The organism is Psychrobacter sp. KFRI-CH2-11, from assembly GCF_038239325.1.
Classification (GTDB): domain Bacteria; phylum Pseudomonadota; class Gammaproteobacteria; order Pseudomonadales; family Moraxellaceae; genus Psychrobacter; species Psychrobacter celer.
On record NZ_CP151283.1, the window covers coordinates 2,867,984 to 2,881,657 of the forward strand.

Annotated in this window: 10 protein-coding genes; 3 read left to right on the plus strand and 7 right to left on the minus strand. The window is 48.8% G+C overall.

Going from position 1 to position 13,674, the window contains the following annotated elements; translation table 11 throughout:
• Positions 1-7 precede the first annotated feature (7 nt).
• Positions 8-1,282, minus strand: coding sequence for a tryptophan synthase subunit beta (gene trpB / locus AADH33_RS11870; RefSeq protein WP_348549008.1), 1,275 nt, complete (start codon positions 1,280-1,282; stop codon positions 8-10).
• Between the two features lie 314 nt (positions 1,283-1,596).
• Here trpB and AADH33_RS11875 point away from each other — a divergent pair, with 314 nt between their 5' ends.
• A complete protein-coding gene (locus AADH33_RS11875; RefSeq protein WP_348549009.1) occupies positions 1,597-3,204 on the plus strand; it encodes a GMC oxidoreductase in 1,608 nt (535 codons plus the stop codon).
• Positions 3,205-3,408: 204 nt separating this feature from the next.
• Here the strand turns inward: AADH33_RS11875 and AADH33_RS11880 are convergent, their stop codons facing one another.
• The gene (locus tag AADH33_RS11880) at positions 3,409-3,663 is read right to left on the minus strand and encodes a DUF4282 domain-containing protein (protein WP_348549010.1); all 255 of its coding nucleotides are present in this window, start codon (positions 3,661-3,663) and stop codon (positions 3,409-3,411) included.
• Positions 3,664-3,850: 187 nt separating this feature from the next.
• Between AADH33_RS11880 and AADH33_RS11885 the strand changes: the two genes are divergently transcribed.
• Positions 3,851-4,855 carry a lipoate--protein ligase gene (locus AADH33_RS11885; protein WP_348549011.1) on the plus strand — a complete coding sequence of 335 codons (1,005 nt, stop codon included), beginning with the start codon at positions 3,851-3,853 and terminating at the stop codon, positions 4,853-4,855.
• Between the two features lie 100 nt (positions 4,856-4,955).
• Here AADH33_RS11885 and AADH33_RS11890 read toward each other — a convergent pair whose 3' ends face one another.
• Positions 4,956-7,091, minus strand: a complete 2,136-nt coding sequence (locus tag AADH33_RS11890; protein ID WP_348549012.1) for an NADPH-dependent 2,4-dienoyl-CoA reductase — start codon at positions 7,089-7,091, stop codon at positions 4,956-4,958.
• 641 nt (positions 7,092-7,732) lie between these two features.
• Between AADH33_RS11890 and AADH33_RS11895 the strand changes: the two genes are divergently transcribed.
• A complete protein-coding gene (locus AADH33_RS11895) occupies positions 7,733-9,400 on the plus strand; it encodes an AMP-binding protein (protein ID WP_348549013.1) in 1,668 nt (555 codons plus the stop codon).
• 130 nt (positions 9,401-9,530) lie between these two features.
• On the opposite strand, the gene AADH33_RS11900 is transcribed toward AADH33_RS11895, so the two are convergent.
• The 4 genes from AADH33_RS11900 to hemA all read right to left on the minus strand — a co-directional run bounded on the left by AADH33_RS11900 (position 9,531) and on the right by hemA (position 13,267).
• Entirely contained in the window at positions 9,531-9,950 is a 420-nt protein-coding gene (locus AADH33_RS11900; RefSeq protein WP_172953035.1) for a DUF6691 family protein, read from the minus strand.
• Positions 9,951-10,027: 77 nt separating this feature from the next.
• Positions 10,028-10,465, minus strand: coding sequence for a YeeE/YedE family protein (locus AADH33_RS11905; protein ID WP_075102227.1), 438 nt, complete (start codon positions 10,463-10,465; stop codon positions 10,028-10,030).
• 189 nt (positions 10,466-10,654) lie between these two features.
• A complete protein-coding gene (locus AADH33_RS11910) occupies positions 10,655-11,788 on the minus strand; it encodes an aminotransferase class V-fold PLP-dependent enzyme (RefSeq protein ID WP_348549014.1) in 1,134 nt (377 codons plus the stop codon).
• 123 nt (positions 11,789-11,911) lie between these two features.
• Positions 11,912-13,267 carry a glutamyl-tRNA reductase gene (gene hemA, locus AADH33_RS11915; RefSeq protein WP_348549015.1) on the minus strand — a complete coding sequence of 452 codons (1,356 nt, stop codon included), beginning with the start codon at positions 13,265-13,267 and terminating at the stop codon, positions 11,912-11,914.
• Positions 13,268-13,674 lie beyond the last annotated feature (407 nt).

Here is a 13,674-nt window from a genome sequence, read left to right on the forward strand (position 1 = left end):
CTGATTGTTATTTTGACAAATCCACTTTGTCTAAGACAAAATCAATATCTTTGTCACCGCGGCCTGATAAATTGACCAAAATCGTCTCATCAGGCGACATGTCTTTGGCCGCACGCATCGCATAGGCGATGGCGTGTGCCGTCTCTAGAGCAGGTATGATGCCTTCAAGCCGCGATAGCGCCATAAATGCCTCTAGGCACTCTGCATCTGTCGCCGACTCATAAGTGGCCAGATTGTTATCCTTCAAGAGTGAGTGCTGCGGGCCGACACCTGGATAGTCCAGACCAGAGGCGATCGAATGCACAGACGCAGGCTCGCCGTCTTTATCGAGTAGCACGTAGCATTTAAACCCATGAATCTCGCCTTTGACTCCAAGTGTCATGGTGGCAGCATGATTGGCCGTCTCCAACCCCTCGCCAGCTGGCTCGACCCCTATTTTTTCTACGCTGTTATCACCCAAAAACCCGCTAAAAAGACCAATGGCATTGGAGCCGCCGCCGACACAAGCGACTACTTTGTCAGGCAATTTTCCAGTAGCGTCCAAAAACTGTACGCGTGCCTCACGGCCAATCACTGACTGAAAGTAGCTGACGATTTCTGGATATGGCGCAGGCCCGAGCGCCGAACCAATGGCAAACATACTGGTGTCCAGCTCATTGAGATACGTCTCAAAAGCACTGTCGACCGCTTCTTTTAGCGTCCCCGCTCCATGCGAGACAGGCACGATATTGGCACCCAAGATTTGCATACGGCTGACGTTTGGATGTTCTTTTTCGATATCGACCACACCCATGTGTATCTCGCACTCCACGCCCATCAGCGCCGCGGCCGTGGCTAGTGCTACCCCATGCTGGCCTGCGCCCGTCTCGGCGATGACTTTGGTTTTGCCCAGTTTTTTGGCGAGTAAGACTTCACCTAGGCAGTGGTTGATCTTGTGCGCGCCCGTATGGTTGAGGTCTTCACGCTTAAAATAAATCTGTGCGCCGCCACAGTGTGCGCTTAGTCGCCTAGCATGAAATATCGGACTTGGTCTGCCCACATACGTCTCACGCAAGCGCTGCATCTCAGTGATAAAATCATCGTCTTTGATGATATTGCGAAACCCAGCTTCGATCTCACTCATGGCTTGAGCCAGCTGAGGATGAGCGATTTTGCCGCCGAACTCGCCATATAGCCCGTCATTACTCGGCAAGATTGATTGGTGCAGACCGTAGCTGTCTGTTACGTTTTTTGTATTATGGTTTTGTGTGGTATGGCTGCTGGCGGTGTTTTTTGTTGTCATCGTGAACCCTTATATCTATTTGATGTGACGCCGTGATTTTTTCATTAAAAACAGATTTGACTGTAACAAACTTGGTTAACAAATTTAGTTGTACCTTTGTTCTAGTACATTGAAACAAATTCTAAGCCAACTTGTCATCTAGGTCAAGTCGCATCGTATATTTGACTGCCCCTTCCTCGCGTCATGCACCGTTTTTTATGCACGATATGTCACTGAGACGGCAGACATCGCACAAACTGTCACCAAGAAATAATAAAGTAAGGTAATATTGCTAGACTCTCGTTCATTAGATAAATCAGACCATCAGGAAGCTTATGCAGCGTCGTCAACTTATCAAAGCCATGGGCTTAGGGCTGGGAGCCGTCAGCACCTCTGCAGCCATCAGCGGTTGCCAAACTCTCGCCAAGCAGCCAAAACTGCCTACGACTGTCACCCAAGCGGGTCACTTTCCTAACATCATCGTCGGTAGTGGCTACGGCGGCGCGGTATCGGCACTGCGCTTAAGCGAGCAAGGCCATAAAGTACTGATACTTGAGATGGGCATGCGCTGGGACAGAACGCCTGAGCACGATACCTTTTGCAAAATGATCAGCGCCGATAAACGCTCCAGCTGGTTTAGCAATATGCCAAACGCCCCGATTCCGATTCCCATTCCTATTAAGAAATATCCCGGCGTGTTAGATTTGATTGAGTATGACGAGATGAAAGTTTTTGCTGGACGCGCCTACGGCGGCGGCTCTATCGTCAATGGCGCAATTGCTATCCAGCCAAGGCGCGCGCATTTTGAAACCGTCTTTCCGTGGATAGATAGTGACGAGATGTACGATACTTATTTTCCCCGTGCCATGAAAAACCTGAAAGTCAGCCAAATTCCTGAGTCGTTTTTTAATGAATCCGAGCATTACGAATTTACCCGCGCTGCGGAACGCCAAGCAGAGAGAGCAGGCATGAAAACCGAATTCTTTGGCAACAGCTATGACTTTGATTACATGCAAAAGGAAGCGCGTGGCGAAGTCTATGCCTCAGCACTCGGCGGTGAAGTCATCTACGGCAATAACGCTGGCAAGTTCTCACTTGATTTAACCTACCTCAAAGATGCCGAAGTCACGGGCAATGTCACGGTAAAAACCCTACGCAAAGTCAATAGCATCCAAGCGCTCGATAATGAGCAACTCAGATTAGAAGTTCATGTCCTCAATACCACGGGCGGCATCGATAACATCGCTAGTATCGAGCATTACACTTGCGACAAACTGTTCCTCAACGCTGGTAGTACCGGCACCTCAGAGCTATTGCTCAAAAGCCAAGCCGAAGGCAAGCTGAATAACCTAAACAAACACATTGGCCAGCATTGGGGCCCTAATGGCAACATCATGACGGGGCGCAATTTCGTCCATGCCGCGGGGACTACCCAATCGACCATTCCAGTCAAGGGCATCAATATGTGGGACGGCGACAGAGACGGCTCTAAGTATAAAATCTTTGCTGAGCTTGCGCCCCTACCACTCGGCCTTGAGACGTGGACGACGCTGTATCTTGCCATTACGGACAATCCAGAGCGCGGCAATTACTACTATGACAAAGCCAGCAGAACCGTGAAACTCAACTGGAAACGCGAGCAAAACGAGTATTCGGTGAACGCTGCTAAAGAGCTGATCGACAAACTCGCCAAAGTAAATGGCGGCTCGACTTCAAACTTGCTGTTTACCAAAGGCTTCGGTGATGACTTTTGCTATCACCCGCTAGGCGGCTGTGTGCTCGGCTTGGCGACTGATGACGTAGGCCGCGTCAAAGGGCATAAGAATATCTACGTGCAAGACGGCGCGCTCATCCCCGGTAGCGCTGGGGTCAATCCGTATGTATTTATCACTGGGCTTGCTGAGCGGAATATGGCGAGGGTTTTAAAAGAAGATTTTGGGTAGGGTGTTAGAGTTTTAGAATTTTCTTAGGTGGAAAAACCTCTTGGTAGCATTTCTTTATAAATATATTTATGCCTATTGTGAATTAAGATAAAACTGCTATGACTATATCAAAAATCATGTTTGGTCTTAAACGGTGGGCTATATATGCGCTAACCTACTTAGGCACAGCTTGTTAAGACCGAACACTTTTTTTCAAGCGCTTACTTACCGTTGACTTTTCTCACTGATTGTCTTTAAGTATTTATTATTGCGGAATATAACCATAATAAGCTCGCAATACACTCTGACAGAGATTGCACCAAACACCATAACCATTAACCCTGCAAAAAATCCTGCCGCACCCATACCTGAGAACATCACACTAATTCCGCCAACAAAAACGGCAAATAGCGATAGCCAATATATAATAGTGATAACTCTGGGTGTAATGAAAGAATCAAATGATAATAACGAATTCATGGTCTAATGTCCTAAATGGAATGCGGATTGTTAAAGCTAATGACAAAATAAAGCTTAATATTAAGTGTAATATTGTAGCAACATTATACCTATGTAGATTAACAAAACAATCTAATTAGAGACATAAGTTCACTTTAATCGTGATTAATTTTCATACTGCTTTTAAATAATTGAAAAAGGACAAAAAATGAAACTACGCATCCTAAAATCCGCCGTGACCAACCCGTGGTTTAACCTCGCCACCGAAGATTGGATATTTAATACCCTCGACGCAGACTCGCACACATTATTCCTATGGCGCAATAGCGAGACCGTGGTCATTGGCCGCTCGCAAAATCCGTGGGTGGAATGCAAAATCGATAAGATGGAAGCAGACGAGGTGTTTTTGGCGCGGCGGCAAAGTGGTGGCGGTGCGGTGTTTCATGATTTGGGCAATACCAACTTTACCTTTTTATCACCCAAAAACGACTATGACCAAGACGCAAACTTTACCATTATTATTAATGCGCTGAAGAAATTGGGCATAGAGGCGGATTTATCTGGGCGCAACGACATGCAAGTTGGTGATAAGAAAATATCCGGCAGCGCCTTTAAACATGCCGCCGATCGCAGCTTTCATCATGGTACGTTACTCGTCAATGCCAACATGCAAAAGCTCGGCGACTATCTCAATCCGCATCCGCTTAAACTCAAAGCCAAAGGCATTAAATCGGTTCGTGCGCGCGTGGCAAACTTGGTTGAGTTTAATGAGAATATCAATCACGAGACTTTATCGGATGCGATTATCGAAGCGTTTTACGAATATTATAATGATACCGCGCCAGTAGAAGAGTTGGATGAAGCCAGTCTCGCCAAGCAGCCAGCTCTCAATAAATACTATCAACAAATGGCAGATTGGGATTGGCGCTTTGGTAAGACGCCTGAATTTAGCCATCATATCGAGACGCGATTTGATTGGGGCATTATTGATTTGCACCTTGATGTGAAGCAAGCAGTGATACGCGATGTGGTTATCTTCTCTGATGCGCTAAACGTTGAATTAATTGATCTATTAAAAGAGACATTGACTGATATCAAATATGATAGACATGAGATAAAAGCCAAGCTTGCTGAATTAGGTAAGGCTCATGCTGATTTGGCAGCGCAAATTGATGACGTGTCTAAGTGGCTGACTAGTGAGATGGAAGGTTAATAAAAAACGGCAGAGAATACTTTCTGCCGTTTTTTATATTTAAACTTGCTAGGCTGACTGTTCTAAAACTCAGCCTATGCATACTCGTTAGAACGTCTGACTAAATACTCGCCGCAACCTCAGCGCCATCACGAATCGCACGTTTGGCATCTAGTTCAGCGGCGAGCTTTGCACCGCCAATCAAATGATACTGCGCGTCTGGCGCATCGCCAACGTTTGGCATCAACTCTACCACGGATTCTTGACCGGCACAGACCACCACGCTATCGACACGCAGCAGCTGGCTTTGACCTTGGGCATTGGTCACCCAAATGCCTTCGTTGGTGATTTTATCATACTGTACGCCAGCAACTTGGATGACGCCGTGCGACTTAATATGAGCGCGATGCACCCAGCCAGAGGTTTTATTGAGTCCGCTACCCAGACGGCCTTTAGTGCGCTGCATCAAGTACACTTGGCGAACCGGCTTAATGGCTTCAGGCTTAATCAAGCCGCCCTCGGTTTGGTAACTCGTATCAGAGGTCACGCCCCACTCTGCGCGCCACTCGCTGATAGACTGCGGCTCTGGTCGATAGCTTGGATCTTTTAGCACGTCAGGGCCGATTTCATCAAGTGATTGACCGTGGTTGGCTGTCAGATATTCACTGACATCAAAGCCAATACCGCCTGCGCCTATGACTGCAACCGTCTCGCCAACTGATTTTTCGCCCGATAGCAGCTCAGCATAGCTGATGACTTGTGGCAGCTCAGCACCTTCTAGCTTGCCTTCAAGGCTTCTTGGGACTACGCCTGTCGCGACAATAACATGATGGAACTTGGCTTTCTCAAGCATGGCTTTATCGACTTTGGTATTGAGTTTAATCTCAACACCTAAGTGCTCAAGCTCATTGATATAGTAGCGAATGGTCTCAAAAAACTCTTCTTTACCAGGGATGACTTTGGCATAGTTAAACTGACCGCCCAAGACGTCTTTGGCTTCAAATAATGTCACGTCATGCCCACGCAATGCCGCGACATGAGCGGCTGACATACCAGCGACGCCGCCACCGATGACTGCGACTTTTTTTGGATTTTTGGTTTTCTTATAAACCAATTCCGTCTCATAGCAGGCTTGTGGGTTGACCAGACAAGTCGAGCGTTTATTCTCGAACGTATGGTCGAGGCAGGCTTGGTTACAAGCGATACAAGTATTGATGCGATCCGTCTGACCATTTTTGGCTTTATTAACCCAGTGCGCATCGGCTAAGAACGGACGCGCCATCTGAATCATATCCGCCTGACCACTGGCGACGATATCCTCTGCTGTCTCTGGCATGTTGATACGGTTGGCTGCCATCATTGGGATACTGATGTGCTTTTTAATCTCAGCGGTGAAATCGACAAAAGCGGCGCGCGGCACGCTGGTGACGATAGTCGGGACGCGTGCTTCATGCCAGCCAATACCGGTATTCATAATGGTGACGCCCGCTTCTTCTAGTGCCTTGGCGACTGTGATGACCTCGTCCATGACGTTGCCGTCTTTGACCAAGTCAATCACTGACAAACGGAACAGAATGATAAAGTCTTCACCCACCGCCGCACGAACGGCTTTGACCACATCGACAGCAAACTTCATACGGCCATTGATATCACCGCCGTATTGATCGCTGCGTTTATTGACATGACGAGATAAAAACTGGTTGAGCAAGTAGCCCTCTGAGCCCATAATCTCAACACCATCATAGCCTGCCTGCTTGGCAAGCTTGGCGCAGCGTGCGTAGTCCTCGACGGTTTGCTCGATGTTTTTGACGCTCATCTTGCGCGGTTTAAACGGCGTGATGGGTGATTTGATGGGGCTTGATGACACGATAAATGGATGATAACCGTAGCGGCCACTGTGCAAGATTTGCATGATAATTTTGCTATCAAACTTATGTACCGCACGAGTGACGCGCTGATGGTTGATGACGTCCATTTTGCTATTCATGGTGCCGCCAGCGGGTAGCAGCCAACCTTCGCGATTGGGCGAGATACCACCTGTGATCATCATCGCCACGCCGCCCTTTGCGCGCTCTGCAAAATAAGCCGCCAGCTTGCCATAATTATAAAAACGGTCTTCAAGGCCGGTGTGCATCGAGCCCATGACCAGACGGTTTTTTAAGGTGGTAAAGCCTAAATCTAATGGCTCGAATAGATGTGGATAGTGGTCGTTTGCGCGAGCAGTTTCTATGGTTTTGGCAGTGCGGCTGGCTGTCATATCATTTTCCTTATGAATGGTTTGTGAGACTACTTTTAAGCTGGCTGAGCGTGCAAAAGTTCCGCTTTTATATCAGCTGGGCTGCGGGATTGAGCATTGCTGATATCCTAACACACCGCTATTATTATCAGCTACGCGGACAAGCGACTGATGAGTGGGCAATATATTGCCGCGATGGATGGACAATACGGTTTTTGACATTTGTTTAAACATCCGCCATAAAACCTGCCCCATTTTCGGTACGATTGGCTATAATAGCGGGGCGCTGCTTTTTGCTCAGCCAAACAGTCGGTCAAGCAACCAGACAAAAAGCCTGTCGCCTGTGACGCAAAACTCACTCTACTTAGCGGGCCATTCAGTGATACGCTAGGCAGTTTACTGACAGCCGCCATTCAGTGACAAACGTTGTCGTTGAGTGACGTTACAGCTGCCACCATGCGACTGCGAGCAGTTTTTCGCAGGCTTTGAGCCGATAACTCTGATGACCAATGCACCGCACGTGAGTCGCGTTTTACCAGTAATACGATGACATTGGCGTCGCTGTGTTATTTTGAGCTGACTTTGGGTTGAGCTGACTTAGCAGCCGCTTCGCTCATCCCTTGCACCATCGCATTATAGAAATACGATAAAGGACTATCCTAATGACAGACTTTCATACCGGTCTTGGCAAAACGCCTGCCAATCACCAACCGCTCACTCCTATCGACTTCATCATCCGTAGCGCGCAGGTCTACCCTGACAAAACCGCCATTATCTACGACGATCTGACGCACAACAACCTCACCCAGAGCTGGCAACAGACTTATGATCGCTGTCGTCAGCTGGCTGATGGTCTGCGCAAACTGGGTATCGATAAGAATGATACCGTCGCGGTGATGATGCCAAACACGCCAGCGATGGTCGAATGCGCCTTTGGGGTGCCGATGTCAGGCGGTGTGCTTTGTACCCTTAATACCCGTCTCGATATCAATGCGCTTAGCTTTTGTTTGCAGCATTCAGAAGCCAAAGTATTGATCTTGGACAGTGAGTTTGCTGAGCATGCCGAGATTATTGATGAGGCCTTTCCCAATCTTATCGTCATTCATGCGACAGATGCCGCGATCGATATTGAGCGTTTTGGTCAAATGAGCTACGAAGAGCTCATCGCCAGCTCAGACAACCTAGACAACTGGGAACGTCCAACGGATGAGTGGGATGCCATCGCCCTTAACTACACCTCGGGCACCACGGGCAAACCAAAAGGCGTGGTCTATCACCACCGCGGTGCCACGCTTAACGCTGTTTCCAATATTCTAGATTGGGACATGCCCAAACATCCGATGTATCTATGGACACTGCCCCTATTTCACTGCAATGGCTGGTGCTTTCCTTGGACCATCGCCGAGCGCGCCGGTGTCAACGTCTGCCTGCGCAAGATTGATGCAGATTTGATTTTGCAGCTGATTGCCAAGCACCAAGTGACGCATTACTGCTCAGCGCCTGTGGTGCACAACATGATCGCAGGTGGCAAGGCTGAATATAAAGCAGCCATTACTCATGAAGTCAAAGGCTGGGTCGCTGGTGCGCCGCCCTCTGAGACCATGCTGGCGGCGATGGAAGCCATGGGCTTTCATATCTCGCACGTCTACGGTCTCACCGAAGTCTATGGGCCAGTCACCATCTGCGCTGAGCAAGACGAGTGGGAGACGCTGGATGTCGCTGGCCGCGCCCAGAAAAAATCACGTCAAGGCGTGACCTCGCATCTGATGACAGGTTTTGAGCTGTTTAAACAAGGCACCACGGAGCCAGTCGCCGCTGATGGGGAAGAGATGGGCGAGCTGGCCCTGCGCGGCAATATGGTGATGAAAGGTTACCTAAAAAGCCGCAAAGCGACCGAAGAAGCCTTTGCTGATGGTTGGTTCCGCACCGGTGACTTGGGGGTCAAATACCCTGATGGCTATATCAAGATTATGGATAGGCTAAAAGACATCATCATCTCAGGCGGCGAGAATATCTCAAGTATCGAGGTCGAAAACGTCTTATACAAAATGCCTGAAATCCAAAGCTGCGCCGTCGTCGCCGCACCGCACGACAAATGGGGCGAAGTGCCCGTGGCCTTTATCGAGATTCATGCTGGTAGCACCTTGCAGCGCGACCATGTGATGGAGCACTGCAAGCAGTACTTGGCAGGCTTTAAAGTGCCCAAGTACATTATCTTTGCTGAAATACCTAAGACCAGCACGGGCAAAGTACAAAAATACGAGCTGCGCCAAGCGGCCAAATCACTGGCACACGAGATACCCAAAGTCACCGCCAGTGCCAAAGCATAACCATTAATCGTTTTATATCACTACTGTAAAAAGGTCAGCCTAACGGCTATCGTTAGGCTGACCTTTTTGATGCATAAGTTTTGATGCATAAGTTTTGATATATGGGTATTGTCACTTAAGTCACCAGCGCTCAATCAAGCTTTGGCTCCACCCACTGATAGATGAGCATACCTGCTAGCATAGCAGCGGCAAATACATACGCTTGCCAGTGCCCTGTCCCCAGTAGCACAATGCTTGGGCCTGGACAGATACCCACAAGCCCCCAACCGATACCAAACATCATCGCGCCCATTAGCAGCTTTTTGTCAATCACAGTCTTACTTGGCAATAAGATAAAAGTGCCCGCCCAGCTGGTTTTTTGCCGCTTGGCCAACTGTACACCGATGATCGCCACTAGCAGCCCCCCACCCATCACCAAGGCCAAGGAGATATCCCACGCGCCAAAGACATCCAAAAACCCTTGCAACTTAGCAGGGTCGGTCATGCCTGCTATCAGCAGTCCCAAGCCGAATAATAAACCGGCCAGTAATCCAATCATATTTTTTAGCATTATTGTGCCTCATACTTCATCTGTTTATTCAAGCCGTTATAGATAAAACGAGCCGTCTATACTGCGTTAAGTCATTTTTAAAACATACCGAGTACATGCCTGCCCACATACACAGTCACGACACCAAACAACATAAATGTCGCCGTCGCTGCCATTGAGCGTTTTGACAGGCGCGCGTTGCCGCAAATACCATGGCCACTGGTACAGCCTGACCCCAAACGCGTACCAAAACCCACTAATAACCCAGCAACGAGCAACAAGGGCAATGACGTGGTGATTTCTATATCCGGCAGTGGTCGCACCAGACTATATAGTAAAGGCGAGACGATAAGACCTGCGATAAACAGTATCTGCCACATCTCTATATTTTTGGGTTTTAGCACGCTTGACACGATACCGCTGATGCCGGCAATACGCCCAATACCCAATAGCAAAACAACAGTCGATGTCCCTAGTAGCAGACCGCCAACCAAGGATATCGGCGTAAAGGCCAGCCAATCTATTTGTATACTCATCATATTTACCTAAGCCAATTTTTATCAAAAATAAAATACATTCGTTTTACATAAATACATTATATAATAAAATATAATAAAAGGGTAAAAAAATACTGAACCCAATGATTATAGGTTCAGTATGTGATCTGGATGATGCCCAATCAGATAAATGGTGATTAGGGCATGCCCTCAGTTTAATACGAGCTATTAACTGGCCAATACTTCATCTAGCGCAGTTTCAAAACGCTGCACTGCGCCGTCGATATCAGTCAATTTATCCAGACCAAACAGACCTAAGCGGAAGGTTTTAAAATTATCAGGCTCGCCGACTTTGAGCGGTACACCAGAGGCGATCTGTACGCCAGCCGCCACAAACGCCGCGCCTTTATGCATATCATCACGGTCAGTATATGAGACGACCACGCCTGGTGCTTGATAGCCTTCTGCTGCCACGCTCGCAATCCCTTTGGCTTCGAGCACGTGACGAATGCGCTTACCCAGCTCCCACTGCGCCTCACATAACTGATCAAAGCCGATTTTTTTGGCTTCATTGACGGTGTCGCGGAACTGACGCAAGCTGTCAGTGGGCATCGTCGCATGATAAGCATGGCCGCCGTTTTCATAGGCGCGCATGATATTTAGCCACTGTTTTAGATCAATACTAAAGCTGTCCGACTCGGTGTTGTCTACTTTTTGTACAGCCGCTTCACTTAGCATGACCAGCCCTGCGCCTGGGGTGCTGCTCCAGCCTTTTTGTGGGGCGCTGATCAGCACATCGATGCCCAAGTCTTTCATATCAAGCCAGACACACCCTGAGGCGATACAGTCAATGACCAGCAAGCCACCAACGCTATGGACCGCTTCGGCCAATGCCTTGATATAGTCTGCTGATAAGATAATACCTGATGAGGTTTCGACGTGCGGGGCAAATACCATGGCAGGCTTGGTCTCTTTAATTTTAGCGACTGCATCTTCGATCGCGACAGGAGCAAACGGCTTTGGCGTATCGCCGTCTTCGCGGTGTGCTGTCAGTACCGTTGATGACTTGGCGATTTTGCCTTTGTCTAAAATTTGCGTCCAACGATAACTAAACCAGCCGTTACGAATGATCAAGCAGTCTTCATCATTGGCCAGCTGGCGCGCCACAGCCTCCATTCCATAAGTGCCAGAGCCAGGAACGATGGCGACCGCATCGGCGTTATAGACAGATTTTAGGTCAGCAGATAAGTCGTTCATGACTTGCTGAAAGGCTTTTGACATATGGTTTAGGGCGCGGTCAGTATAGACCACGGAGTATTCTAGTAGGCCGTTTGGATCAATATCTTGACGTAAGGCAGTCATGGGATGCTCCTTGCTCGTTGTCGGATTTCTGGATGGGTATAACCTGTGTTTTCGCCCCATTGATTATAGGGGGTAATCTACCAAAAAACCAACCCGTGTTTAGTGAACGGGCGAGTAAGAGATTTAGCGGCGGCGGTGGGCGTCTTGGAGTCCCGAGACCACAAAATCTAGCAGCTCACTATCGCCTTGGCGGGCGGCTTTGCGCATAAGCTTGGATGGTGCGTGGGTCAGCGTCTGGGTAAGGCGACGTGACAGCTCGGTGAGGATGTCTTCGGGATCGGCATTGTCTTGCTGTAGCTTGGCGATAGAGGCTTGTAGCAGCTTGTCCACCTGATCATGAGTACGGGCACGGTACTGCTGGATGTCTTTGCCAACTTGACGGACCTGAAAGCGGCGATCCATCTCAACGACCAACTGACTGACCAGCAACTCGGCATCGACCGCTGCCTGCCTGCGCTGCTCGATGTTGCCTGCAATCACATGCTGCAAATCATCGACCGAGTACAGATATACATCATCGATACGGCTAATGGTCGAGTCGATGTCGCGCGGTACTGCCAAGTCGATCATCAGCATCGGCTGATAACGACGGCGCTTGAGTGCCTGTAGCGTCATGGTTTTATCAATGAGTACATCCATACTGCCACTACAGCTACTGACAATATCGGCCTCACCCAGCACTTGCGGCAGCTCTGCAAGTGCTCTGACCTCGACGCGGCGATTGGGATGGCGCAATTCGGCCGCCAAGGCTTCGGCGCGCTCAGGGTTGCGGTTACAAATAATCACTCGCCCCACACCCAGCCCTGCGATATGCGTCGCCACCAAGCGGTTCATCTCCCCTGCGGCAACGACCAATAGCGTCCGACTGGGCAAATCATCAAATATCTGCGTGACCAGTTTGGCCGCAGCAAAGCTAAGCGACACCGCTTGCGCGCCCACCTTAGTCTCATTTCGCACGCGTTTGGCCGCGGCAAAGACTTGATCGACAATCCAGCCGAGCTGATTACTCAAGGCTTTTTGGTCTTGTGCCAAATGGACGGCGCGCTTGATTTGACCAAGGATTTGCGGCTCACCCAATATCATCGAGTCCAAACCTGCGGCCACTCGCAGCCAATGCGTCAGAGCATGGGTGTCACGGTGCACGTATAGATGAGGCTCAATCTCGGCCAGTGGCAGCTGCTTAAACTCAGCCAGCCATGTTTTTATCTTGACAATATGAGCGCTGATGGCGGCGGCCGATAGAGTGGTGCTGCTAGTCGTAGCGGCGTTGGTTGCAGACTGGGCAGGCTCGCTTTCTACAGGCTGCGGTACCAGTGCATAAATCTCGGTACGGTTACAGGTCGAGACGATCACGCTGCCATCGGTAAAGGCCTCTAACTGCTCGAGTGCGACATTCACATCGTCACCAACAAGCGCCAAGCGCTCTCGTAGAGCGACTGGTGCGGTTTTGTGATTGACCCCAATGACCACTAATCTCATTATTGATAGACCATAAAAATGACGCTCACCTGCCAGCCATACGGTGTTTCGATTGTTTATATAAACCAATTCTTATATAGTCGACTCTAAATAAAACAGATACATTGCATTTCAACACGGAACTGTATCGTTTTTATCCTAAACTCACTATATATAATATATAAACAAAAAGTACCGTTTGCGACGACAGCGCTAAAAGGAAGAGCTTAAAATCGCCTATTATATCATTATTACCAGCGTTAATTAACACTCACCCACTTCGGATGAGTATTTGCTTGTATCTGGGCACTTGCCCGACAAATCAACCACCTAGGCGACTTTTATGACGGGTATAATTACATGATGTCCTGCATCTGTAATTGTGCGCTATTTGAGTAACACGGCTGCTATTGTTTATCTTGTCATTC